Annotated in this window: 24 protein-coding genes and 1 tRNA gene; 11 read left to right on the forward strand and 14 right to left on the reverse strand. The window is 59.9% G+C overall.

The features are described from left to right. From NW835_RS11195 to NW835_RS11210, 4 genes are all read right to left on the reverse strand, one after another. Positions 1-1,198 (reverse strand): caspase family protein (locus NW835_RS11195; protein ID WP_414415319.1); only part of this gene is annotated, 1,198 nt, incomplete at its 3' end. Positions 1,199-1,431: 233 nt separating this feature from the next. Next, on the reverse strand, positions 1,432-2,142 hold the full coding sequence (locus tag NW835_RS11200) for a methyltransferase domain-containing protein (protein ID WP_414364123.1): 711 nt from the start codon (positions 2,140-2,142) through the stop codon (positions 1,432-1,434). 49 nt (positions 2,143-2,191) lie between these two features. Next, positions 2,192-3,151 (reverse strand): sugar phosphate nucleotidyltransferase, encoded by a 960-nt coding sequence (locus tag NW835_RS11205; RefSeq protein ID WP_414415320.1) that lies wholly within the window; start codon positions 3,149-3,151, stop codon positions 2,192-2,194. A 69-nt stretch (positions 3,152-3,220) separates the two neighbouring features. Further along, positions 3,221-3,685 carry a redox protein gene (locus NW835_RS11210; protein WP_414364126.1) on the reverse strand — a complete coding sequence of 155 codons (465 nt, stop codon included), beginning with the start codon at positions 3,683-3,685 and terminating at the stop codon, positions 3,221-3,223. 267 nt (positions 3,686-3,952) lie between these two features. On the opposite strand from NW835_RS11210, the gene NW835_RS11215 reads away from it, so the two are divergent. Continuing rightward, entirely contained in the window at positions 3,953-4,834 is an 882-nt protein-coding gene (locus NW835_RS11215) for a LysR family transcriptional regulator (protein WP_414371366.1), read from the forward strand. Positions 4,835-4,947: 113 nt separating this feature from the next. Further along, on the forward strand, positions 4,948-6,108 hold the full coding sequence (locus NW835_RS11220; protein WP_414398672.1) for a GIDE domain-containing protein: 1,161 nt from the start codon (positions 4,948-4,950) through the stop codon (positions 6,106-6,108). Positions 6,109-6,116: 8 nt separating this feature from the next. On the opposite strand, the gene zds is transcribed toward NW835_RS11220, so the two are convergent. After that, positions 6,117-7,562, reverse strand: a complete 1,446-nt coding sequence (zds, locus tag NW835_RS11225; RefSeq protein ID WP_414371362.1) for a 9,9'-di-cis-zeta-carotene desaturase — start codon at positions 7,560-7,562, stop codon at positions 6,117-6,119. A gap of 129 nt (positions 7,563-7,691) precedes the next feature. On the opposite strand from zds, the gene NW835_RS11230 reads away from it, so the two are divergent. Next, positions 7,692-7,763: transfer RNA gene (locus tag NW835_RS11230), tRNA-Gly, on the forward strand. A 47-nt stretch (positions 7,764-7,810) separates the two neighbouring features. Here NW835_RS11230 and NW835_RS11235 read toward each other — a convergent pair. The 5 genes from NW835_RS11235 to NW835_RS11255 all read right to left on the reverse strand — a co-directional run bounded on the left by NW835_RS11235 (position 7,811) and on the right by NW835_RS11255 (position 11,631). Continuing rightward, positions 7,811-8,551 (reverse strand): D-alanyl-D-alanine carboxypeptidase family protein, encoded by a 741-nt coding sequence (locus NW835_RS11235; protein ID WP_414415321.1) that lies wholly within the window; start codon positions 8,549-8,551, stop codon positions 7,811-7,813. 39 nt (positions 8,552-8,590) lie between these two features. Further along, entirely contained in the window at positions 8,591-9,028 is a 438-nt protein-coding gene (locus NW835_RS11240; RefSeq protein ID WP_414366709.1) for a peroxiredoxin, read from the reverse strand. 70 nt (positions 9,029-9,098) lie between these two features. Next, positions 9,099-9,722, reverse strand: a complete 624-nt coding sequence (locus tag NW835_RS11245) for an HD domain-containing protein (protein ID WP_414415322.1) — start codon at positions 9,720-9,722, stop codon at positions 9,099-9,101. A gap of 104 nt (positions 9,723-9,826) precedes the next feature. Then, positions 9,827-10,783 carry an NYN domain-containing protein gene (locus tag NW835_RS11250; protein WP_414371357.1) on the reverse strand — a complete coding sequence of 319 codons (957 nt, stop codon included), beginning with the start codon at positions 10,781-10,783 and terminating at the stop codon, positions 9,827-9,829. A 224-nt stretch (positions 10,784-11,007) separates the two neighbouring features. Continuing rightward, the gene (locus NW835_RS11255) at positions 11,008-11,631 is read right to left on the reverse strand and encodes a TMEM165/GDT1 family protein (protein WP_414366122.1); all 624 of its coding nucleotides are present in this window, start codon (positions 11,629-11,631) and stop codon (positions 11,008-11,010) included. 456 nt (positions 11,632-12,087) lie between these two features. Here NW835_RS11255 and NW835_RS11260 point away from each other — a divergent pair, with 456 nt between their 5' ends. The 3 genes from NW835_RS11260 (at position 12,088) to NW835_RS11270 (ending at position 12,916) form a co-directional block, all read left to right on the forward strand. Continuing rightward, positions 12,088-12,255 carry a zinc ribbon domain-containing protein gene (locus tag NW835_RS11260; RefSeq protein ID WP_414366120.1) on the forward strand — a complete coding sequence of 56 codons (168 nt, stop codon included), beginning with the start codon at positions 12,088-12,090 and terminating at the stop codon, positions 12,253-12,255. 89 nt (positions 12,256-12,344) lie between these two features. Next, positions 12,345-12,467, forward strand: coding sequence for a hypothetical protein (locus NW835_RS11265; RefSeq protein WP_414371435.1), 123 nt, complete (start codon positions 12,345-12,347; stop codon positions 12,465-12,467). A gap of 29 nt (positions 12,468-12,496) precedes the next feature. Further along, positions 12,497-12,916: a YraN family protein gene (locus NW835_RS11270; protein WP_414415323.1), complete on the forward strand. Its 420-nt coding sequence runs from the start codon at positions 12,497-12,499 to the stop codon at positions 12,914-12,916. Here the strand turns inward: NW835_RS11270 and ruvX are convergent. Then, a complete protein-coding gene (ruvX, locus tag NW835_RS11275) occupies positions 12,883-13,362 on the reverse strand; it encodes a Holliday junction resolvase RuvX (protein WP_414366114.1) in 480 nt (159 codons plus the stop codon). The genes NW835_RS11270 and ruvX overlap by 34 nt on opposite strands. A gap of 110 nt (positions 13,363-13,472) precedes the next feature. Between ruvX and ahcY the strand changes: the two genes are divergently transcribed. Continuing rightward, complete coding sequence (gene ahcY / locus NW835_RS11280; protein ID WP_414366113.1) at positions 13,473-14,753, forward strand: adenosylhomocysteinase; 1,281 nt, start codon at positions 13,473-13,475, stop codon at positions 14,751-14,753. Between the two features lie 140 nt (positions 14,754-14,893). Here ahcY and NW835_RS11285 read toward each other — a convergent pair whose 3' ends face one another. Continuing rightward, entirely contained in the window at positions 14,894-16,105 is a 1,212-nt protein-coding gene (locus tag NW835_RS11285) for an argininosuccinate synthase (protein ID WP_414415324.1), read from the reverse strand. Positions 16,106-16,400: 295 nt separating this feature from the next. Between NW835_RS11285 and NW835_RS11290 the strand changes: the two genes are divergently transcribed. Together NW835_RS11290 and lipA are read left to right on the forward strand one after the other, a co-directional pair. Continuing rightward, entirely contained in the window at positions 16,401-16,898 is a 498-nt protein-coding gene (locus tag NW835_RS11290; protein WP_414366111.1) for a DUF4079 domain-containing protein, read from the forward strand. 131 nt (positions 16,899-17,029) lie between these two features. Then, positions 17,030-17,902 carry a lipoyl synthase gene (gene lipA / locus NW835_RS11295; protein ID WP_414415325.1) on the forward strand — a complete coding sequence of 291 codons (873 nt, stop codon included), beginning with the start codon at positions 17,030-17,032 and terminating at the stop codon, positions 17,900-17,902. Here the strand turns inward: lipA and NW835_RS11300 are convergent. After that, positions 17,899-19,113, reverse strand: coding sequence for an Era-like GTP-binding protein (locus tag NW835_RS11300; RefSeq protein ID WP_414366109.1), 1,215 nt, complete (start codon positions 19,111-19,113; stop codon positions 17,899-17,901). The genes lipA and NW835_RS11300 overlap by 4 nt on opposite strands. Positions 19,114-19,283: 170 nt before the next feature. Between NW835_RS11300 and NW835_RS11305 the strand changes: the two genes are divergently transcribed. Both NW835_RS11305 and aroQ read left to right on the forward strand, forming a co-directional pair. After that, the gene (locus NW835_RS11305; protein WP_414366108.1) at positions 19,284-19,433 is read left to right on the forward strand and encodes a hypothetical protein; all 150 of its coding nucleotides are present in this window, start codon (positions 19,284-19,286) and stop codon (positions 19,431-19,433) included. 222 nt (positions 19,434-19,655) lie between these two features. Further along, a complete protein-coding gene (gene aroQ, locus NW835_RS11310) occupies positions 19,656-20,159 on the forward strand; it encodes a type II 3-dehydroquinate dehydratase (protein ID WP_414366107.1) in 504 nt (167 codons plus the stop codon). Between the two features lie 244 nt (positions 20,160-20,403). Here aroQ and NW835_RS11315 read toward each other — a convergent pair whose 3' ends face one another. After that, a complete protein-coding gene (locus NW835_RS11315; protein WP_414366106.1) occupies positions 20,404-20,940 on the reverse strand; it encodes a thioredoxin family protein in 537 nt (178 codons plus the stop codon). Positions 20,941-21,229 lie beyond the last annotated feature (289 nt).

Here is a 21,229-nt window from a genome sequence, read left to right on the forward strand (position 1 = left end):
CCAAGTTGTCTTCCAGACCCACCAAAAGCTTGAGGCTGCTGGAGAGGCTGCGCAACTGCTCCCGCACCAGCGTCCCCACCGGAGGACACTGCCCTTCCCCGTTGGCCGGCTGCACCTGTGCCAACAGCCCGCTGCGAGAACGAATCAGCAGCGGCACCGGCGAGGTGGTGGAAGACTCGGCAGCAAGGGGAGCCAAAAGAGTACCCGGCTGCAGACCACCCAGCGCCGCCGGTGGGATCCCACCCAGCCACACCTGAGCCCGATTCCCCTTCACTTCCTGGATCACGCCGCTGACTGCCACCTGAGGGGGGGTGAGGAAGTAGGGCGGGATGCGTCGAGCCGTTTCTTTGCCCTCCAAGATGGGGCGCTGACAGGCAAACAGGCCCAGCTCCCGCCGGCTGGCCACTTGGTTGAAGGCCACCAGCAGGCGAGTGGCAGGTGTGCTTTCCCACAGGTACTGCGTCAGCAGATAGGTGAGTACTCCAGCGTAGAATCCTGGCCAAGCGGCTTCTGCTGCCAAGTCTTGGGGAGTGGTGGCGGCAATCAACAAGCCCTTGGGCGGAGACGGCCAAACCCGCTGCGGTTCCGAGGAGTCTGAGGCGGCAGATCCTGCTCCTTTCCCGGCTGGGGGGCGGGAACGCAGTTGCAAATTGCCTCGCACCGACGGCAAGACATGGGTGAAGCCACAGTCCAGCAGAGTGGTGATCTGGGCGGTGCCCAAGCCTTCCACAAGCCGGAAAAAGCTGTCTAGCTCCATCACCGCCATTCCTTCAGAGCCAGACAACAGCAGCACCGGCTGCCACTGGCCTGGCGCCGATCCCGCCCGCCACTGGCCGTAGCCGCTAAACTGCACGACCACTGTTTCCGCCGCCTGACTTGAACCCCCCAAGTGCTCCGCAAAGGCTGCTTGGATCCCACTCGACGTGGCGGCCCCATCGGTGAGGGTGAGAATCTCTGCCGGCTCAAAGCCAAAGCGATACAAGAGCAGCTCCCGCTGCAGCTCCACATCGGTCACACAGCCCTGCAGCGGGGATCCCTCACCAGGGTAGCGGTTAATACCTATCAAGAGAGCCAACTTGCGGGAGCTGGCCGCCAAAGCTTGCCCATAGCGCTCAGCCTGACCCACCAACCAGCCAGGAGAGAGACCAAGGCCGGCAGCAACCAGGAGTAACTTTTGTAAAAAAGACCGCCTTTCCATGTTAGCCTCGTGGGCTGCCTCACTGGCGTAACAGCCACCCTGTTGGCGAGCGAGCCACAGCTCAACTTTGTACTGGATCTGTTGCTGCCTACTTCAGGATATCCCCACCCCCACAGCTTTTTCGAGGGATCGGGTGACCGTTTTTGGCGTTTCGTTTACACGTTTACATTGTTGACGAAAGCCTTGGCGGGATCCCTTCCGTCTGGGTATGGGAAAACCGACGCCAAGCCCGTTTAGTACTTGCGCTGAATCCAATAGGTGGTAAATAGCTCGCCACTGGCCTGTTTCTGGATTTTGCCGCCCAAGTCAGCGATGCGCCGCTCCCACTCCTGTAGGGGTGTGAGAATCGGTTCGCTGCCTTTGAATAGCTCAATCAACCCCCACTGTTCGGCCCACACCGATTCAGGATTGACCACTTCGATAATCACTGGTGCAGCCGGACGCAACACCCGCATCAGTTCTGCCCAAACCGCATCAAAGTAATCTATCGGGTAGTAGTACAAAAATCCTGTAGCAATGGCCAGATCGAACTGCTCTGGCCCGTAGTTCTCCAGGTGATGGGCGGATCCCTGCTGCATCGACTTGAACAGCTTGGAGTTAAGCTGCGGTGCTCGCGAGCGCACAAAGCGCACGATCCCCCCACTCAGCTCATGGCCGTAAAAGTGAGCCTGCCAGTCGTTCCAGGGATAGGTCAGGAAACTCACTCCACAGCCCAGATCCAAGCAGGCTTCCCGCTTTTTGGGGGCGCGCAATTGCCAAAAAGGGATCCCCAGGCGTTCCTGGAGGTGATCCCGCTCTTGGGCTTGCCAAAAGGGCAACTGCTCCAGGTCGGGGGGAAGCTGCCAACTGGCCCGACCTAGCTGCACCTCCAGCTCCCGGTTGAAGCGGGCGGCTACAGCGGCAAGGTAGGGATCCCAGCGTTCCCCAGTTTGCGGTAGCTCCATCTTTGGCTAGCTGTGTCTTGGATGCTTGGGTGCTTAACTGGCCTTTAACCTAGACTACCAGGAGGCCCGGCCCATAGACCCCCGGCTCCAGGGATCCATTGACCCAACTGTAGCTGCCGAGGATGGTGCCAGCGGGGACTTGAGCCTGGGAGCCCAGGTGCGTGTGAGCGCCGATGTAGCAGGGGGCTTGTAGCTGGGCGTTGGGGTGGATCTCAGCCGTTTTGTGAACCCATACCCCCGGCGCCTTTGCTTCCACATCCTCGAGAGGAAAGTCTGTCATCCGGCCCAGGAGAATGTCCAGTTGGCCGTGGTAGTAGCTGGCCGGCGTGCCCAGATCCCGCCAGTAACCAGTGTGCAGGTAGGCTTGCAGCCGTCGCCCCTGCCGCAGCAAATCGGGGAAGACACGCCGCTCAAAGCTGAGGGGATCCCCGCTGGGGTAGTCTTTGAAAATAGCTGGATCAAGGACGTAGGTGCCGGCGTTGATGGTGTTGGTGGTGAGGGTGAGAGCTTCGGCAGCGGTGGGCTTTTCCCGAAAGGATTGGATCCGGCCCCCTTCCCCCACCTCCACTAGGCCATAGGCGGTGATGTCCTCCACGCGGGCAAGGGTAAGGGTGGCAACGGCCCCACTCTGCAGGTGGCACTGTATCAAAGCTAACAAATCCAGATCGGTGAGGATATCGGCATTGAAGACTACGAGGGGATCCCCGCTGAAGTAGGGTTGGGCCAGCACCAAAGCTCCCGCTGTGTCTAGCGGCGTCTCCTCGACGATGTAGCGGAGCTTTACTCCCCAAGCGGCGCCATCTCCAAGAGCCGCCTCGATTTGTCTGCCCAGATACCCCACGCTGAGTAAAATGTCTGTCAGGGCGGCCCGGCGGCAGCGCCCGATCAGCCAGTGCAAAAAGGGTACCTCCAACAAAGGCAGCAAGGGCTTTGGCTGCCATAGGGTCAAAGGCCGTAAGCGAGTCCCCTGCCCCCCTGCCAAAATCACCGCCTGCATAACCGTCCTCAACCCATCTTCCCCGCCTAGATAGTAGGGGAAAAGGGCTTGGTTCGCCAGAGCCAATTGGCTGAGGCTAGCTCAGGCGCAGATGCGGGGCACAGGGGCAGCCGCCGAGATGACTTGCAACAAACGCGGAATACGGCTGCTGTCGTAGATGCGAAATTCCTTTTCCACAACAGCTTTTTCGTCGCGCACCGCCTGGTTTAAAACGATGGATCCCTCGGGGTCGGAAACAGAACGGTGAAAGGTGCCAGGAGGAATGCGCAAAATGCCTCGATTCGCCTCCAGGCGCACAATGTGAAAGGGATCCCGCCAGCTAAAGTTGACCAAGTAAAAGGTTCGTCCTCCCCACAGAGCCAACAAATTGTCTTCTTGGTGGGGATGTAGGTAAAACTGCCAATAGCCCTGAGGATTGTCGGGAGGGCTGACGGCTGGCCCTTCGTGATAAACCAGATCGCGGGCATTGGATCGGGGGATGGTGATATCGAAAAACCGCACGCCGGGAGTATCTCGAAACTGATGAAAAGGCAAGAGAGCAAACATAGATCTGGACATAGGCACGCCTAATTGTTCAGAGACAGCCAGAAGGTATTTTTTCCACTGTGAAGCAGAATTCCAGCTTTTTTCAGTCATACTGGCCCCAGCACAACAGAGGTATCTTCTGTACTTTCTGGGGAATAGCTGCCTTGCCGATTGGCAAGACTTCCATCCAGCGGAAAAAAGCTGTACGTTGTAGTTTAGTCAGCCTCAGCGAGAGGTTCAAACCTGAGATAACATCACATCTATGCGCAGATCGAATAGATGGCATCGATGAACATCTCGCAACTGCAAGCCTGGGTGGCAGTGGTGGAGAAGGGGAATTTCAGCGAAGCCGCCCTGCAACTGCACATTTCCCAGTCGGCGGTGAGCCGGGCCATCGCCAGTCTGGAAGAAGAACTGGGGGTAACCCTGTTGGTGCGCGGTCGGTTTGGGGCACGTCCAACTCCGGTGGGAGAGCGGTTACTGCGCTATGCCCGCAAGATGCTGCAATTGCGCGAACAGATGGACTACGAGGCCAACCTGGAAAAAGGCTTACGTGGGGGAAGTGTGCGGGTTGCTGCCTTTCGCAGCGCTGCCACGCACCTGTTGCCACCGGTGATCGCCCGCTTTCGCCAGCAATTTCCGCAAGTTACCCTTACCCTCACGGAAGCAGATCCGGCCACTGTGGAACATCTGCTGCGCTCGGGCCAGGTGGATATCGGCCTGTTGCCGCTGCCGCGAGCTGCCGAGGATCTGCAGACGTGGGAGATCGCTCGCGACGAGTTCATTCTGTTGGTGCCGGAGAGCTTTGGCCCTCTGCCGGAAGCCGTGACCTGGGCGGATCTTTCCCGTTTTTCCTACATTCTCTACAACTACGCTGAATGCACCACAGCGGTGCGCAACCACTGGGAGGCGGCCCACCAAACCCTTAAGGTGGCCTACCTAGTCAAAGAAGATTCCACCATCGTCAACATGGTGGCGCAGGGCCTGGGAGCGGCCATTTTGCCTCGCCTGGCTGCCATCCCTATTCCCCCAGGGATCCAGATCCGCCGTCTGCCCGTCCCGCTGGAGCGGGTGATCGGGGCTGCCGTGCTGGCCTCGGCGCTGCATCCGCCGGCAGTCTATGCCTTTCTGGAGACTTTGCGAGGAAGCCGATCCGAGCGGGCAGGGTGAAGTTCAAAAGGCCGGTAACTTGCAGCTGCCTTAAACTTCCCTTAAATGCTGTCTGATGGATAGCTGCTAGCATAGGGCCATCCTCGCTTCTCACCACAAAAAAGAAGGCTTTTATGAACTGGCTGGCTTTCTTTGGGCTGCTTTGTCTTCCCGGCTCCCTAACATACTTTGTCGCCTATTTGCGTTCCCAGAGGTTGGTTCAACAACTTTCTGCCGCTCGGCTGCTCAAGGCTGCCGAGATTCGCAATCTCGGGGCCAATTCCGGTCAGGCTGATTCCCAAAGAGGCCTGTCGGATCTAGTGCAAGTTTACGGCAAAGTTGTGAGCAATTGCCCCCTGATGTCAGAGTTTTCTCGACAGCCTTGCGTCTATTATCAGTCCGAGATTTCTTGGGAGTATGAGGAGGTGGAGTGCTATCGCAAGTATTTGAATAGTGAGGGCGAGGTAGTCCACAGCGAACGGATCAGCGAGAGGGAATACCAGAAGGCGCGGCTCTCGGGATCCCGTTCAAAAACCTATCCGGGGAAAATGATGCCCAAGCCAGGCTCGAGCTACTCTGACTCCGGCTCTTTCCCGAAAAAGCCCAGCTACAACTACCCCAAGGAGGGCCGTTTCCAAAAATACCCCAACTCAGATGCGTTAGATCCGTTCCCGAAAAAGGCTGGCTATTCCAGTTATCCGCAAAAATCTGTTTCCGCCGGCTATCCCGAAAAATCACAATTTTCTCAAACTGACCGTTCCACGAAATACTATGACAATGTGTACTACGATCCCCATACAAACTGCGAATACCTTCTCGAGAGAGAGACCAACACCCGCCGCGAAACCCTTCACTCGGCGGTGCGCCAGATTCCCTTTTTCCTCGAAGATGAAACGGGACGGGTGCGGGTGGATCCCAGTGGGGCAGAGATAGAGCCAAAGCTGATGGTGGAGGAGCGGGTTTTCCCCGGCCAAAGCCCCAGCCGCTGCCTTTTCGATCTCAGGCCCTATGCTCCTCGCCTGGGATCCGAAAATCGCTCCACCCGCTTCTTCACCTACAAGGAGTGGGCGATCCCGGTGGACGAAATGGCTTTTGCCATGGGTCAGGTGCGCTTCGAGGCTGGGGAGCCCGTGATCCGAAAACCCGTTACCGGGGGGCGGTTCACCCTTGCCCTCAAGCCTCCTGAAGCCTTTTTGGCCGAGCACCGATCCCAGGCTAATAACCACTTGACCACCGCTGTTGCTTTGCTGGGTATTGGCGTTTTTACGGTGCTCTACCTGCTGCAATCTTCATAGACCGCCCGCTAAGCCGACGGCTGAGGATCCCGACAGGCGGCCAGGATGGCCTGGGCGGCCAGATGGCCGGAGAGGGTGGCCCCTTCCATGCTGTCGATGTAGTCTTGGGCGGTGTAGCTGCCGGCAAAGAAGAAGTTGGGCACAGGGGTCTTCTGCTGCGGGCGATAGGGATCCATGCCCGGCGCTTCTCGGTAGAGGGAGTGGGCCAGCTTGACCACGCTGTACCAGGTCAGGTTCAGTTGCCGCGAGGAGGGGAAGAGCTCGTGCACTTGGTGCAGCACGTGCTGGGCAATCTGCTCGTTGGGCATGGAGATGAAGGGATCCCCCGGCGTAAGCACGCATTGCAGCAGGGATCCCTGGCCGGGTTTGTAGTAATCGGCGGGGCTGGTGAGGGCGAGATCAGCAAAGCAGGAGAAATCGGCATCGGCGGTGTAGAGGAGGTTATCGATGCCAAGCGGCTGCGGGTGGTCGGCGGCGCGTTTGGCCTGGCCCTTCAGCTCCGTCACCCAGCCATCGAAGCGCAATTGCACCGTTGCCACAGGTACGGATTCCAGCTTGTAGAGGTTGTCGAACTGGGGCCACTGCCGCCACACCTGTGGGATCAGCCGTTTGGCACCCTCCACGGCTGTTGCACACACATACACATCTGCTTCTACCCGCTCGCCATTGGCCAAGACCAAGCCGGTTACCGCGTAGGGAGGGGAGTCGTTGACTTCGATGCGGCTGACTCCCCGGCGGGTGTAAACCTGACCGCCGCGGGCTTGCAGGTAGCGGACAATGGGCTGGGTAAGGTAATTGTCCGGGGATCCCTTGAGGAGGTTGAGCTTGGAGGCGTCTGTTTTGCTGGCAAACATCTGAAAAATGGTCAGCATGCAGCGGGCGGAAATCTGCTCCGTATCGATGAAGCCCAGGGCATAGGCAATCGGGTTCCACATCCGCTTCAAGCTAGCCTCGGATCCGCCGTGGCGGCGGAACCACTCGGCAAAGCTCAGCCGATCCAAGGCGCGAATCTGCCGCATTGCCCCTTCGTAGTCCAGCAGGCCACGAATCAGAGGGCTGGTGCCCAGCGCTAGGGCGTTGCGCAGTTTATCGGCCCAGGAGAGCTGCTCTGTCGTGAAGAAGGCCTTGAGGCCGTTGAAGGGCGCCCCCAGGGGAAAGCGAAAATCGAGGCTGCCCGTGTGCCCGCCGCGGTTGACAAAGGTGTGGATGTGCTGCTTAGGCAACAGGTTCTCGTAGGCCCCCACCTTCTTCATCAGGGCAAACAAGTTGCTGTAGTTGCAGAAAAAAACATGGAGGCCCATCTCGATGTGGTTGCCCTCGGCATCCTGCCAGGAGCCCACCTTGCCGCCCACAAAGGGCCGCGCCTCGTAGATCTGCACCTGGTGCCCCGCTTCCGCCAAATCAACCCCTGTGACCAAGCCGGCCAACCCTGCTCCGATAATGGCTACCCGCATCGTGATCCCCTCAAATGAGCCCCGCCAGGGGCTGACGCAACTGCAAAGAAAGATAAACTTCTCTCATTCTGGAACAGGGATCCCTGGCTTGACAAACGACCGCAAAACTTGCCATGATAGATGTCCCATGCGGATGTAGCTCAGTGGTAGAGCTTCTCGTTGCCAACGAGACGGTCGCGCGTTCGAATCGCGTCATCCGCTTTTTGGCCCTCACCCCCGTCCCCTCTCCCGGAGGGAGAGGGGAGTTGTTAGCGCTTGTAGAAGGTCTCCAGGCTGTGGCGGTCGCCCACAAAGCGCCAGTGCCAGGGTTCGTAACTCACCCCCTGTGGGTTGCCGCGGGGAAAGGACAGCTCAAAGCCAAAGCGAGCAGCATTCTTCTCCAGCCAGCGGAAGGCAGGGGTGGTCTCAAAGGCCTCCTGGGTATCCCATTGAGGGAACTGGGCATCGCCAATGTCGATGGCATAGCCCGTGTGATGCTCGCTGTAGCCAGGGGGAGCGCTGAGCGCCGCCCGTTCTTCCGGTCGCAAGGCCCGCGATTGGGCCACCTGAAAAAACAAAAACTCCTGCTCCGCTATCGAGCGAAACCCAGAGATAGGGACGAGGCGGATCCCGTCGGCTTGGGCTGCTGCGCTCATGCGCAGGTAGCTCTCGGCAGCCGCCTGGCGCAGGCGCACCTCTCGACCGTGGTAGTGGCCCACCACCTGCAAGCTCTCCGGTGGAGCTTCTGCATAGGCGTAGTGCCCCAGCACAGAGACCCGTCTATCCTGCTCAGTTGGCTGCGCCAGAGGGGGCTGACTGGCTTCTTCCAGAACTGGGGGATCCGCTACTTGCTGGGATCCAGGTAACTGATCTATCCCCCAACCCGCCAAGAGCACCAACCCAACCACTACCAGCCCCAAGCTCAGGCGCAACCTCAAGGTAGCCGCCGAACCTTGCGCTTTTTCCACCGAAGTGGACTGGCGACGCGCAACCGGAATGTCGTCGTTCATGCGCAAGGGCCGGGATCTCAGAGAAGAACCGAAGAGATTTTACAGGCCCAAGTCTGCCAAGATATCGCGGGCATGGGTTTCGGTGTTGATGTTCTGATAGACCTTGGCAATTTTGCCCTCGCCGTCGATGACGTAGGTCACCCGCTTGGCGTAACCGCCCCCATCCACATCGTAGGCGCGGGCAATCACCCCACTGGTATCGACCAGTAGAGGAAAAGGCAAGTTGTACTTTTCGGCAAACTTTTGGTGAGAGGCCTGGTCGTCCATGCTCACCCCCAACACCACCACGTCTTTGCTTTGGTAATCGGCGTAAGCATCGCGGAATCCACAGGCCTCTTTGGTGCAGCCGGGGGTGTCGTCTTTGGGGTAAAAGTAAAGGACAACGGTTTTCCCGGTAAAATCAGCCAGAGAAACTTGGTTGCCGTGAGTGTCAGTGGTGTTGAACCCTGGAGCAATGGTGCCAACAGCGAGAACCATAGACAGGTGACCTGAAGAGTGCGAAGAAGAAGGCTGCCCTCAGCATTCTCTTCAGCCCTGGTCGTCTCTGTCAAGCGGTTGCCGGCTCCGACCCGGCTGCCCGTTGCAACTCGACCACCAGCTCTTGGAGCTCCACCGCCAGCCTAGAAGGCAGCCGTCGCCCCAGGATCTCCGCCAGCGACCGGTAGTACCACAGGGATCCCTCTTTGCCGCCGGAGAAGCGCTCCCAGAGCTGATCCCCCAGTTGGTGAAAGTCTCGCAGGATGCAGCGGACGTTGTGCAGTTTGTCAGCGGCGGCCACCAGCAAGACTGAGGCATCTGCGCTTTCCAAGTGCTTGAGATAGGCCACTTTGCGCTCTTTCCAGTTTTCTTTGGGCTCGCCCAGGGAGCTATCGCCGTCGGTGTCTGTGCATCCCAGGATGATCTGCAGCACCCGTTCTCCAAAGTGCTCCCGCAACTCCCGTTCGATCTGGGCCCGCGGCTCACTGATGTAGCGGGGGCCATCCTCCAGGCTGTCGTGGAGCAGGGCGGCAATAGCCTCATCTTCGTCGGCGCCGTGCTCCAGGGCGATGGACGCCACCGCCAGCAGGTGGCTGAGGTAGGGGATCCCTGTTCCCTTGCGGGTTTGAGCGGCGTGCCAGCGGTAGGCGTAGCGCATGGCCTCGGCAAACCGCGGCGACAACTGGGTGGACATGGGTATCTCTCCATCGAGGTTGGAAGTTGAGGGGATGGGTCAGGAATGGTCTGCTGTTGGTTGTTGATTTGATTATGGGAGCAACTGGCCGGAACCGCAGAGGTTCAGCCGCTGGCCTCCGTCTGTTTTGCCGGTAAGGGCACTGGGATCCCTGTCCCTTGCCAGGCACAGAGATCGACAAAGCGATCCGCCAGGCGAATCAGCTCCGGGTGTGTGCTGGGCCGGTAGGCGGCTACCTCCAGCCGGCAGCCTTGGCTGCGGATGTGCCGGAGGGCTGGCGCGAAATCCCCATCACCGCTCAGCAGCAGCACCGTCTCGTAGCGGGAATACAGGGTCATTAAATCCACGATCAGCTCCCCATCCAGATTGGCCTTGCGGCTGCCGTCGGCACGGGTGACGACCGGCTTGGTAACCACCCGGTAGCCCAACTTTCTCAGCTCTGCCAGAAAACGGCGCTGGCTAAGGTTGTGCGGATCTGTGCCGCTGTAGAAATGCACCTCCATCTCGGTTCGGCCCTGGCCCAGCCAGCTCAACAGTCCGGGGTAGTCGAGAGGGGATCCCCATTGCTGGGCACTGGCGTGCAGGTTAGCGCCGTCAATAAACACCCCCAGAGCTTTACGAGGGGAAGGGAGGGCTGGCTGGGACTCCACCTGCTGCTGCAGACGTTGCAATTGCGCCCGCATCGACTCCAGTTCCTGAGGAGTCGCCTGGGGCAGAGCATTGAGCCGCAGTTCTACAGCTTTGAGCCGCCGCTGGATCAGTTGAATGGCCTGCGTGGTGGGAGCCAGTTGCTGCCGCACCGATAAATGTGACGTAGGCCGAGCTTCGAGAGCGTCGATGCGCGCCTGTATCGCCCCCAGTTGGGTCGCCATCTGTTCCTGCTGCTGCCAGCTCTGCCCCAACACTTGGCAAAGCTGTTCTTCGCGGCGGCGGATGGCCGGGTAAGCCGCAGCCACAGGCAAGAGACCCCAGACGACCTGGCGGGTTACTAAGGCTGTCACCCCCAAAGCCAGGGATCCCGCCCATAGCCAGGTTAGAGGAAAGATGGGAGTTTTGCTCATCGTTCATTCTCCTGCTGCATCGCTTACGGGGATCTGGCCAGGCATGAAGGGCTCTCTCGCTGGACAAGAGACTTGGGAGTTGGCGGAGAGATACCCCAATGCCCTTCGACACCCGCCTCCGTAGTATGTCTGTTGTTGGAAGGGGGGACTTCCAGCTAGGGGAGGAGAAATTATGTCAGTAGAAGTCAATTCTGAAGGGAACCGGGCTGGGTTGCCCGACAGGTTTATCCCAGCAGTTCCCAACCCGTTATCCCGGCAAAGATCAGAAACAAGCTGCCTCCCAACCAATGCACGGCTCGTTCAGAGATATGGGCTGCTAAAAACCGGCCACCCACCACCGCCAACCCCACCATGAGGCCGTGGCCGAGGGTAGCTCCTGCCCAGACACTCAATCCCGGATGAGTGGCTGCTAAGGAGACGGTGGCAACTTGGGTTTTGTCCCCGAACTCGGCTAAGGCTGTCAAGCTCAACGCTTCCCAGACAATCGTCCAGGCGCCGCCGCGGCCAGCCCCCTTTTCCTCGGCTTGTTCCACCAGTTTCAGGGCTTCCTCCTCTTCTGCTTTCTCTTGTTGAGGAGTCATTCTGTAGGCTTGCCAGAGCATTCTCAGCCCAAAGGCAGCAAAAACCCCTGCTGAGAGCACCTGCCCCCCCAGTGGTGGCAACAACTTGAAAAGTACCTTCCCGGCCACTACAGCCAGCAGGGTCATCAGCGCCAAAGCCAGCCATGTTCCCAGAAAGACCCAACGGCGCGGGTGACGCATTGCCAAAATGAGGGGGGTAAAAAAGGTCTTATCCCCCAGCTCTGCCACTGTGACCAACAGGAAACTCGACCAAAAACCGGCCCACATGTTTTAGCCTCCAACCTCTCTTGTATGCAGGGTGGCTCACAGCTAGAGGTGAAGGCCGGAGAAGTCAGACGGGATCACCAAGCTCACCTCTGCGTGAACCCAGTGAAAGTCTCGTCACCAAAGCAGCCCAAAGTAATTCTCTGGGCAGGCTTTGTCTGCTGCACCGGGCTTGCTGGCCAGTATGTCGATGCAGAGGGCGGTGGGCCACCTGACTACTCCCTTTCGAGGCTAAATGGTAACATGTCGAGCAGCAAGCGGAAGGAGCCAATACTTGAGAGAACGATCACCAGCAAGCTACTGAAATCTGGGCTCCCCAAGGCCAACGAGAGTAGGGCAGGAGAAAGGGCAGGCTATCACCGAAATGCACGGGATACCCCAAGGGATAGCGCCTAAAAAGAGCGGCGGCGGTCGAACAGTGAGGCCTACGGCCCGCTAGCGCGAGGGGCTTTCTACCTGTTGAGGCAGTTTGTGCAGTACAAGGCAATGAGGGTAGGGGTCGAGGTTGTAGGGGTTCCGCCTGCCTACAGCTCACAGACCTGTCACCAGTGCTTGTGGCTTGGCCAGCGGGAAGGGGATGCGGATTTTAACGGTGCCACTCGCGTTAGCGGGACGGAGTCCTTGTGAGCGAGCTTCAGGGCTACTGAAAATCCTACCCGCCTATGCGGTAGGGTAGTTTATGGTCGAGGCATAGGATACAACTAGGAGAAAACTGCGTGGATGCAAAGTCGATCTTGGTGGCGGTCGCCCTGATCCTATCTTTGGCGAGCTTTTATTTTGGCACCCGCAACGGCTTCTACGACACCGACAGGTATCACGGCAACGGCTCTGCCCACTAGGGGGAGGGATTCGGAATAGTTCCTTAGATTTGTACGAGGTAGGCGGGGAACCCTTGCCCAAGCGAACTTCTCTCCAAGACACAGGCGAGGCTGGCGAGGCTTGGGTGCGGCAGTACCTGGAGGAGCAGGGCTGGCAGATCCTGGCGCAACAGTGGCGCTGTCGTTGGGGGGAGCTGGATCTGGTGGCCGCTAGGGCAGGGGAGTTGATTTTTGTGGAAGTGAAAACCCGCAGTGGCGAGGGCTGGGATCAAAAGGGGCTTTTGGCGGTTGGGATCCAGAAGCAGCGGCGCCTGATCCGAGCCGCCCAAGCTTTCTTGAGCCAGCACCCTGATCTTGCTGAATTAGCCTGTCGCTTCGATGTCGTTTTGGTGGAACAGCAACCGGCCAAAGAAGGGGTGAGCTACGCCTTGGCAGACTATCTGCAGGGCGCTTTTGAGCTTTGGGAATAGCGCCGCTCGTCCAGCCAAGTTTGTAAAATTACCGCCGCCGACTGTTGGTCGATTAAACCCTTCTGGGCCCTGGCTGGGATCCCGGCCTCGCGCAGATCCCACTCCGCCTGCACCGTGCTTAGGTACTCGTTGACCGTAACCACTGGCAAATCCACTGTCGCGCGCAGAGCCCGTACAAACCGCTGCACCTTGCGGGCTTGGAATCCCACTGAGCCGTCCGCCAAAAGGGGGATCCCGACCACCACCACGGTGGCCCGACGGCGGCGGATCCACTCCTGCACTTGGGCGATATCTTCGGGCAGGGAACGGCGCCGGATCACCCCCAACCCCGTGGCCAGCAGGCCCAGCCCGTCGGAGCCGGCCACGCCGATGCGGCGGTTGCCCACGTCCAGCCCCAGCGCCGAAAAGGGATCCCTTGTGGCAAAATAGTTCAGGTCTGTTGACATCTGTTTATCCCTCTTGCCGACATTGTAACGGCCTGAAACTCCCTGTTCCTAGCCGTGCAGCTCGACTGATCCTCTGTCCTTTTTCGACGACCTTTTTTGGAGCCTTCTCGATGACCAGCGCCACCCTGTCTCTCCCCAAGCACGAAGTCAAAGACCTTGGCCTCGCCTCCCTGGGCAAGCAACGGATCCAATGGGCGGCGCGGGAGATGCCGGTGCTGGCCCAGATCCGGGAGCGCTTTGCTCAAGAAAAGCCCCTGGCCGGGCTGCGCCTGGTGGCCTGCTGCCATGTCACCACCGAAACGGCCAATCTGGCCTTGGCGCTGCAGGCAGGGGGAGCCGATAGCGTCCTCATCGCCAGCAACCCTCTCTCCACCCAAGACGATGTGGCCGCCAGCCTGGTGGCGGACTACGGCATCTCAGTCTTTGCCATCAAAGGAGAAGACGTAGCCACCTACCGCCGCCACGTGCAGATTGCTTTGGATCACCGCCCTAACCTGATCATCGACGACGGCGGCGATGTGACGGCAGAGCTGGTGCAGCACCGTCAGGAGCAGCTCTCGGAGATCATCGGCACCACGGAGGAGACCACCACCGGCCTGGTGCGCCTGCGGGCCATGGTCAAGGCGGGGGTGCTCAGCTTCCCGGTGATGACCGTTAACGACGCCGAGACCAAGCACCTGTTCGACAACCGCTACGGCACCGGCCAATCCACCCTAGACGGCATCCTGCGTTGTACCAACATTCTCTTGGCCGGGAAAACAGTGGTGGTAGCCGGCTACGGCTGGTGCGGCCGGGGAGTGGCGATACGGGCCCGCGGCATGGGATCCCAGGTGATTGTGACCGAGGTCAACCCGGTGCGGGCCCTAGAGGCGGTGATGGACGGCTTTCGGGTTATGCCCATGGCTGAAGCCGCCCCTCTGGGAGATCTCTTCGTCACGGTCACCGGCAACAAGCACGTTATCCGCGGCGAGCACTTCGACGCGATGAAGGATGGGGCGATGGTCTGCAACGCCGGCCACTTCGACATCGAGATCGACCTGGTGGCGCTCCAGCAGCGGACGGTTTCCCGGCAGACGGTGCGCCCCTTTGTGGAAGAATACCGTCTTCAATCGGGCAAGTCGGTAGTGGTGCTGGGGGAGGGCCGGCTGATCAACCTGGCTGCTGCCGAAGGCCACCCCGCCAGCGTCATGGACATGAGTTTTGCCAACCAAGCGCTGGCCTGCGAGTACCTGGTGAAAAACCGTGGCCACCTGGCTCCTGGGCTGCACCCCATTCCTGCGGAGATCGATGAGACCATCGCCCGCCTCAAGCTCAAAGCCATGGGGATCCAGATCGACAGCCTTACCCCGGAGCAGATCGAGTACGGCAACACCTGGACGGCAGGAACCTAGAGAAAGCCCCTCACCCCCGCGGTGGAAAACCTGGCCCACCTGCGCCGTTGGGCCAGCAGGCAAGCGGGTTGCCAGCTCCCTCCCAGCGGGCTAGCCGGTTGACCAGCGCCCCGGATGGACAAATTGCCTAACGGTAGAGTTCAAGCACCACTACCCCGGTGCACCTGGGCCCAGACGCGGGTGGGCAGACCCCAGATGTAGATAAAGCCTTCGGCAGCCCGATGGTCGAATTGATCCCCTTCCCCGTAGGTGGCCAGCTCCGCGTTGTAGAGGGAGTAGGGGGAGCGACGGCCCACGCAGACGGCCTGGCCCTTGTGCAGGCGCATCCGCACCACGCCAGTGACGCTTTTTTGGGTGGTGCGAATGAAGGCGTCGAGGGCCTCCCGCAGCGGTGAATACCAAAGGCCGTTGTAGATCAATTGGCTGTAGGTGGTCTCGATACCGTACTTGTAGTGGATGACCTCGCGGGTGAGGGTGAGGCTCTCCAGCTCGCGGTGGGCCTGGATCAACACCGTTAGGGCCGGACACTCGTAGATCTCGCGCGACTTGATCCCCACCAGCCGGTTTTCAATCATATCGATGCGACCGACACCGTGGCTGCCAGCCAAGTGGTTGAGCTGCTCGAAGAGGGCTCTGGGGCCAAGGCGCTGCCCGTCCAGCTCTACCGGGATCCCCTCTTCAAAGGCGATCTCCACATAGGCGGGCTCGTCGGGGGTTTGGGAGATGGGGCGGGTGAGGGCGTAGACTTCCTCCGGTGGCTCTTGGTCGGCGTCCTCCAGAATCCCGGCTTCAACGCTGCGGCCCAGGATGTTGAGGTCGATGCTGTAGGGGCTGGACTTCTGCACCGGCATAGGGATCCCGTAGCGCTCCCCGTAGGCAATGGTCTCCTCGCGGGTCATGCCCCACTCGCGGGCCGGGGCCAACACCTTGAGCTTGGGGTTTAGGGCGGCGATGGCCAGGTCGAAGCGCACCTGGTCGTTGCCCTTGCCGGTGCAGCCGTGGGCCACGGCGTCGGCGCCCACCTCTTCTGCCACCTCTACCAACAGCTTGGCAATCAGGGGGCGGGCCAAGGCGGTGGAGAGAGGGTAGCGCTGCTCGTAGAGGGCGTTGGCCTGAATGGCGGGGAAGGCGTAGTCGGCAATCAGGGTTTGGACAGCCTCCCGCACTAGGGATTGCTCCGCCCCGGCCCTCAGCGCCTTGGCTTGGATGGCCTCCAGCTCTGCCCCCTGACCCAAGTCCACCGCCAGGGTGACTACCGATTCCACCCCCCACTCATACTTGAGATAAGGAATGCAGACGGAAGTATCGACGCCCCCCGAATAGGCCAATACCACTTTCTTTGCCCGTCCCATGCTGCTGCGGATCCCTGTTCAAAAGAAGTTGCTAGCCCATTATGCCCTGTGGCTGGGAGCTTGAGGCGGGGGTCGGCACCTAGGAGGGATTCAGCTACTGGAATTGGGATCCGCAGCGTTACCCAAGTTGCAAAGCCCATCATCTGGCCCGATGCCAACGGCCAATCCATTTCTACCAGCATCTAACGCAGATAGGGCCCCAACTCCTGGAGTCCACCCAGGCCTGTGCCGCGACAGAAGTTTTTTAAAATTTGTGTTAATTTAGGGGCAGCCTCCTCTTCGTTGCGCAATCCCTATGAGCGGCATTCAACTTCCCCCATGGCTGAAGCTGGCCTTGCCTTTCTTTCACCCTGTGCTGATGATTTTCGCCTTTGTCCTAGCTCTCTACGCTCTTTACCTGGGCCTGCAGGTGCGACGGCTGCGCACTGCTTCTGCAGAAGAGCGCAAAGAACTCATCAAGGGTAAGTTTGGCCAGCGGCACTTTCTTGCTGGATCCCTGTTCTTGCTGTCGATGGTGTTCGGGGCCCTGGGCGGCATGGGGGTGACCTACCTCAACAACGGCAAGCTGTTCGTTGGCCCCCACTTGCTGGCGGGATTGGGCATTGTGGCCTTGGTGGCTAGCTCTGCGGCTTTGGCGCCCCTGATGAAGGATGGCCAAAAGGCCTGGGCCCGCAATGTCCACCTCCTGCTGAATTTGGTGATTTTGGGGATCCTGGGCTGGCAGGCGGTGACTGGCTTTCAAATTGTGCAGCGCATCGTCAACCAGATGCTAACCTCTCCTCAGCTGGCCTAGCCCTTTTCCGGCTAAGGGCGATCGATCTGGAAGGCGTCCATGCCACAATGGACGCTATCCCCTTTGTCTTTCTCCTTGGATTGGAGAAGGATGCTTTCCCAAGCTACTGAGCCCTAGCAAGCGGTTCTCCCATGCCTGTTAGCCCTCTTCCCAGTTGGCTCAAGCGCTCTATTGGCAAGGCCAGCGATATCTCGGCGGTGCAGCAGGTGATCAAGCAGCGGGGCCTGCACACCATCTGCGAAGAGGGGCGCTGTCCCAATCGGGCCGAATGCTACAGCCAAAAGACCGCCACCTTCCTGCTGATGGGTGGGATCTGTACCCGCGCCTGTTCCTTTTGTCAGGTGGCCAGCGGGCGGCCCGCGCCGTTGGATCCGCAGGAGCCGGAAAAGGTGGCTGAGGCCGTTGAGCTGCTGGGGCTCCGCTATGTGGTGCTCACCTCGGTAGCTCGCGACGACCTGCCCGACCAGGGATCCGGCCGCTTCGTGGAGGTGATGGAAGCAATTCGGCGACGCTGCCCTGGGATCCAGATCGAGGTGCTCACCCCCGATTTTCGCGGGGATCGCGACTGCATTGCCCGTGTGGTGGCGGCCCGACCGACCTGCTACAACCACAACATCGAAACCGTACGCCGGCTGTCGCAGGCGGTGCGGCGCAGCTCTGGCTACGACCTGTCGTTGCGGGTTTTGCAAACCGTCAAGGAGCTGGATCCCGGCCTGCCCACCAAGTCCGGCCTGATGCTGGGGCACGGGGAGACCCGCGCGGAAGTGCTGGAAACCTTTCGCGATCTGCTGGCGGTAGGGTGTGACCGGCTCACCCTGGGTCAGTACCTGCAGCCTTCCCTGGCCCACCGCCCGGTGCAGCGCTACTGGACCCCGGAGGAGTTTGTCGAGCTGGGCCAGATTGCCCTCCAGATGGGGTTTCGCCAGGTGCGCTCTGGGCCTTTGGTGCGCAGCTCCTACCACGCCGCCGAAATGGCCCAGGATGGCGGGGAAGGGGGATCCTAGGCCTTTTCAGCCAGCTCTTGGCTGCTGATGAGATCCCGCAAGAGGGCCCCTAGGCCGAACCCCTCTGGAGCAAACCGGAGCAACACCTGTGGCGCCAGGGATCCCAGGCGGTACAAACTCACTCCCGCCACCAGACCTGGCAAGAGGCTGTTGCTCCAGCCTCCCCACAGCCAAGAGCTCACCCCCTCGGCCAAAAGCAGCAGCGCCCCGTTGAGTAGCAGCAGTCGCCACAGCCCCTCCTGGACGGATCCCAGCGCCCCCCCTAGGGATCCCCAGGGTAGGCGCAGCCGCATTCCCAAGCCCAGCAGCCACAGCCCATCCAGCAGCGGCGCCAACAGCAGATCCAGCCCCAGTGGCGCTAAGCCCACCGCGATCCCCTTGCCGAGGGCGCAGGCCGTGCTCCATTGTTCGACAAAGCAGGCGTGGTGCTGCCACTGCTTTTGCCAGAGCTGGGCCTGGAGGCACTCCAGCCGCTTCAGCACGTTGAGGGCCAATAGGGATCCCGCCTCTGCCTGCAAAATCTCCACAATGCGCTCTCGCAGGGCCTCGATCTGGGGTGCGGGCCGCTCCCATTCCAAGGTAATGCGGCCATCTGGCCAGTGGGTGCGCACCTTAGTGGGCTTAGGACAGGCGGCCACTGTTAAGATCTCCTGGGGCAACACCCAGCCCAAGTGATGGCTGATCTGGGTGCGAATGGCCTGCAACTCGGCTTCCGAATAGAGATCGCACTTGTTCAACACCAGCAGGATCGGCTTGTGCAGGGTGCGCAGCTCCAACAGAGCTTGGTACTCCAACTGGGTCAGGTCGGCGGCGATGACAAACAGGATCAAGTCGGCGGCGCGGGCCACCTCCCAGGCCAACTGTTCGCGGGCTTCTCCGTTGACCTCGTTCAAGCCGGGCGTATCGATGAGCCGCACCTGCCAAGGGATCCCCGGCCCCGGCTGCCACAGCAGCGATTGTGGCTGTTGCGTCACCCCGTTGAGGGGCCCTACCTCCAGGCGGGCCTCGCCGGTCAGGGCGTTCAAGACAGCCGACTTGCCGCGGTTGACCAGACCAAACACCGCAATGGAAAACACCCGACTGACAAGACGCTTGCGCAGAGTGGATAAAGCTTTGAACTCCGGCTGCAAGTCCTGACGGCTGGCCAGAGCTTGCCAGTGATCCCAGCAACGCTGAAAAACGGTTTCGGCTTGAGTTAGAGGAGTGGTCATCGACAACAAAAATGGCCTAACCCCCACTCTAGAAGGAATTGATCCCCATAGCCAGGCTGGTATTCCCCCCCAGCGTGGGGAAGTCCGCCGGGATCCGAAGCTCACAGAATGGGGCATGATCACCTTGGGGCGTTGGCGCTCCCGAGTCTGGAATCTCATCGACTGTTGCTATGCTGTACCGCCTCCCCAACTCGCTCCGCTGGCTCCGTCTTGGCGGATCCCATCGCTCCAAACAAGAGCGTCAAATTGTGCGCAGCCTGCTGGCCTTTGCAGGTGCCCTCCTGATCGTGGATATCGTGCTCCTGAGCGCCCTTTACTAGTCCGATGGTATTTCCAGCTCCCCATTTCTACGCTTGTCGAGAAAAAGCGCTATCATGGAGATCCATTGGTCAAGCTCCGTTGATGGCTCTGTAACTCCTACGAGGCAGGTCGGATGGATTGGGTAGAAAAAGTTCTCGAAAAGCTCCGCGAATGGGTGGAACGTGTAATTGATACCCTTCTGGGAAGTCCTCAGCCCCAACCTGCCCCCATTCCCGTAGAAAATGGATCCCATCGTCGTCGCTAATCCGACTGCCATCGCTTCCGGTGGCGAGCTCCTCAGCCTTCTGGTTCTGCACGGCCCCAACCTCAACTTGCTAGGGGTGCGAGAAGTAGGCATCTACGGCTCGGTGTCCTTAGAGCAGATCGATCGGGCGCTCCACCAGCAGGCAGAAGTTCTTGGGGCAAAGCTGGAGATCCTGCAGTCTAACCATGAGGGAGTGTTGGTTGATGCCGTCCACCGCGCCCGCCAGCAGCACGCAGGCATCCTCATCAACCCCGGCGCCTACACCCACACCAGCATTGCCCTGCGGGATGCCATTGCTGCCGTGGGTCTGCCCACCGTAGAAGTTCACCTGAGCAATATCTATCGCCGCGAACCTTTCCGCCAGCACTCCTACATTGCTGCTGTAGCCATTGGCCAAATCAGTGGATTTGGAGCCCACAGCTACCTATTGGGCCTACAGGCTCTAGTTCAGCACCTGCGGCTGCAGGCCGTCCAAACCTGACCGAAGAAGTTTGGCCTTACCTCGACGCTACCGCGATAGTCGCTGCTTAGTGATCCGCAAACGCGGGGAGGCCCCCCACCTGGAAGAGGCAGACACTGGGTTTCCCGGTGGAGAACATCTGTCCTCAGCCGTGTGGGAGAGGAGGGCAGGCGCCAGGTAGGTATCGTGCGGGCGCAACTCAAAGAGTGGTTAACTGGTAAGACCGGTGGGCAGCTGAGAGGGACAGTGGGGATCCCATAGGTTCCTATCCATGGCTGCGCGGATCCGCCTGATTCGAGAGGACAGGCCTGCCCGGCTGCAGCTCAGACACCTGTCCGGCATTGGTCAACTGCAGGGGCTGCCCAGTTGCCAGAGCCAACACATTGGCCCGCAAAATGGCGGCAGGCTGTTCTCCAATAGCAGATCCCAGCACTTCCCCTTGACCATCCAAAAAGAGAAAGTGAGGGATCCCGTTCACCCGGTAGCGGCTCAACTCCGGCAGCCACTTGGGGTTGTCCACGTTTAGCATGACGAAGTTCACCTGATCGGCAAATTCTTTCTTCAAGTTGGCCAGGAGGGGTGCCATTGCTCGGCAGGTGGTGCACCAATCGGCGTAAAACTCCACCAGAGAAGGCTTGCCGTTGGCCTGCGCTTCCTCCCAGGACACTGCCTCTGCAGCCAAGTCGGCCAAGCTGGTGCTGGCCTGACGAGCTTGATTGGCTAGAAACAAGCCTGCCGCCAGGATCACTGCCACCATGGCAACTAACCCGTTGCGCAACCGTTTTGCCCAGTCTTCCTTCATAGCTCTATCACCTCGCCATCTGGTGCCCCTGGATTCAGCTTCCGCCTTCCCCGTTCTAGCATCCCCCTCTCTCGGCGGTGGGTCAACTAGGTTCTGGATGGTTGTCTCCCGGCTTTTGGGTGAGGGATCCCTGCTGGAGAGGAGGGCAGGTGGACATACTCCCCCCAGCTATAGCTTGCTTCTGCGCACCAGTAAGCCTAGGAATTCTTGTTGCTGGTTTCACTACAGCTTGTTAAAGAACCAAGGGGTACAGTAGCAACACTTAGCAAACCAACTTCGGAAGCAGGAT

Origin of the sequence: Synechococcus sp. OH2 (assembly GCF_047462155.1) — a bacterium.
In the GTDB taxonomy this organism is placed as follows: Bacteria; Cyanobacteriota; Cyanobacteriia; order Thermostichales; family Thermostichaceae; genus Thermostichus.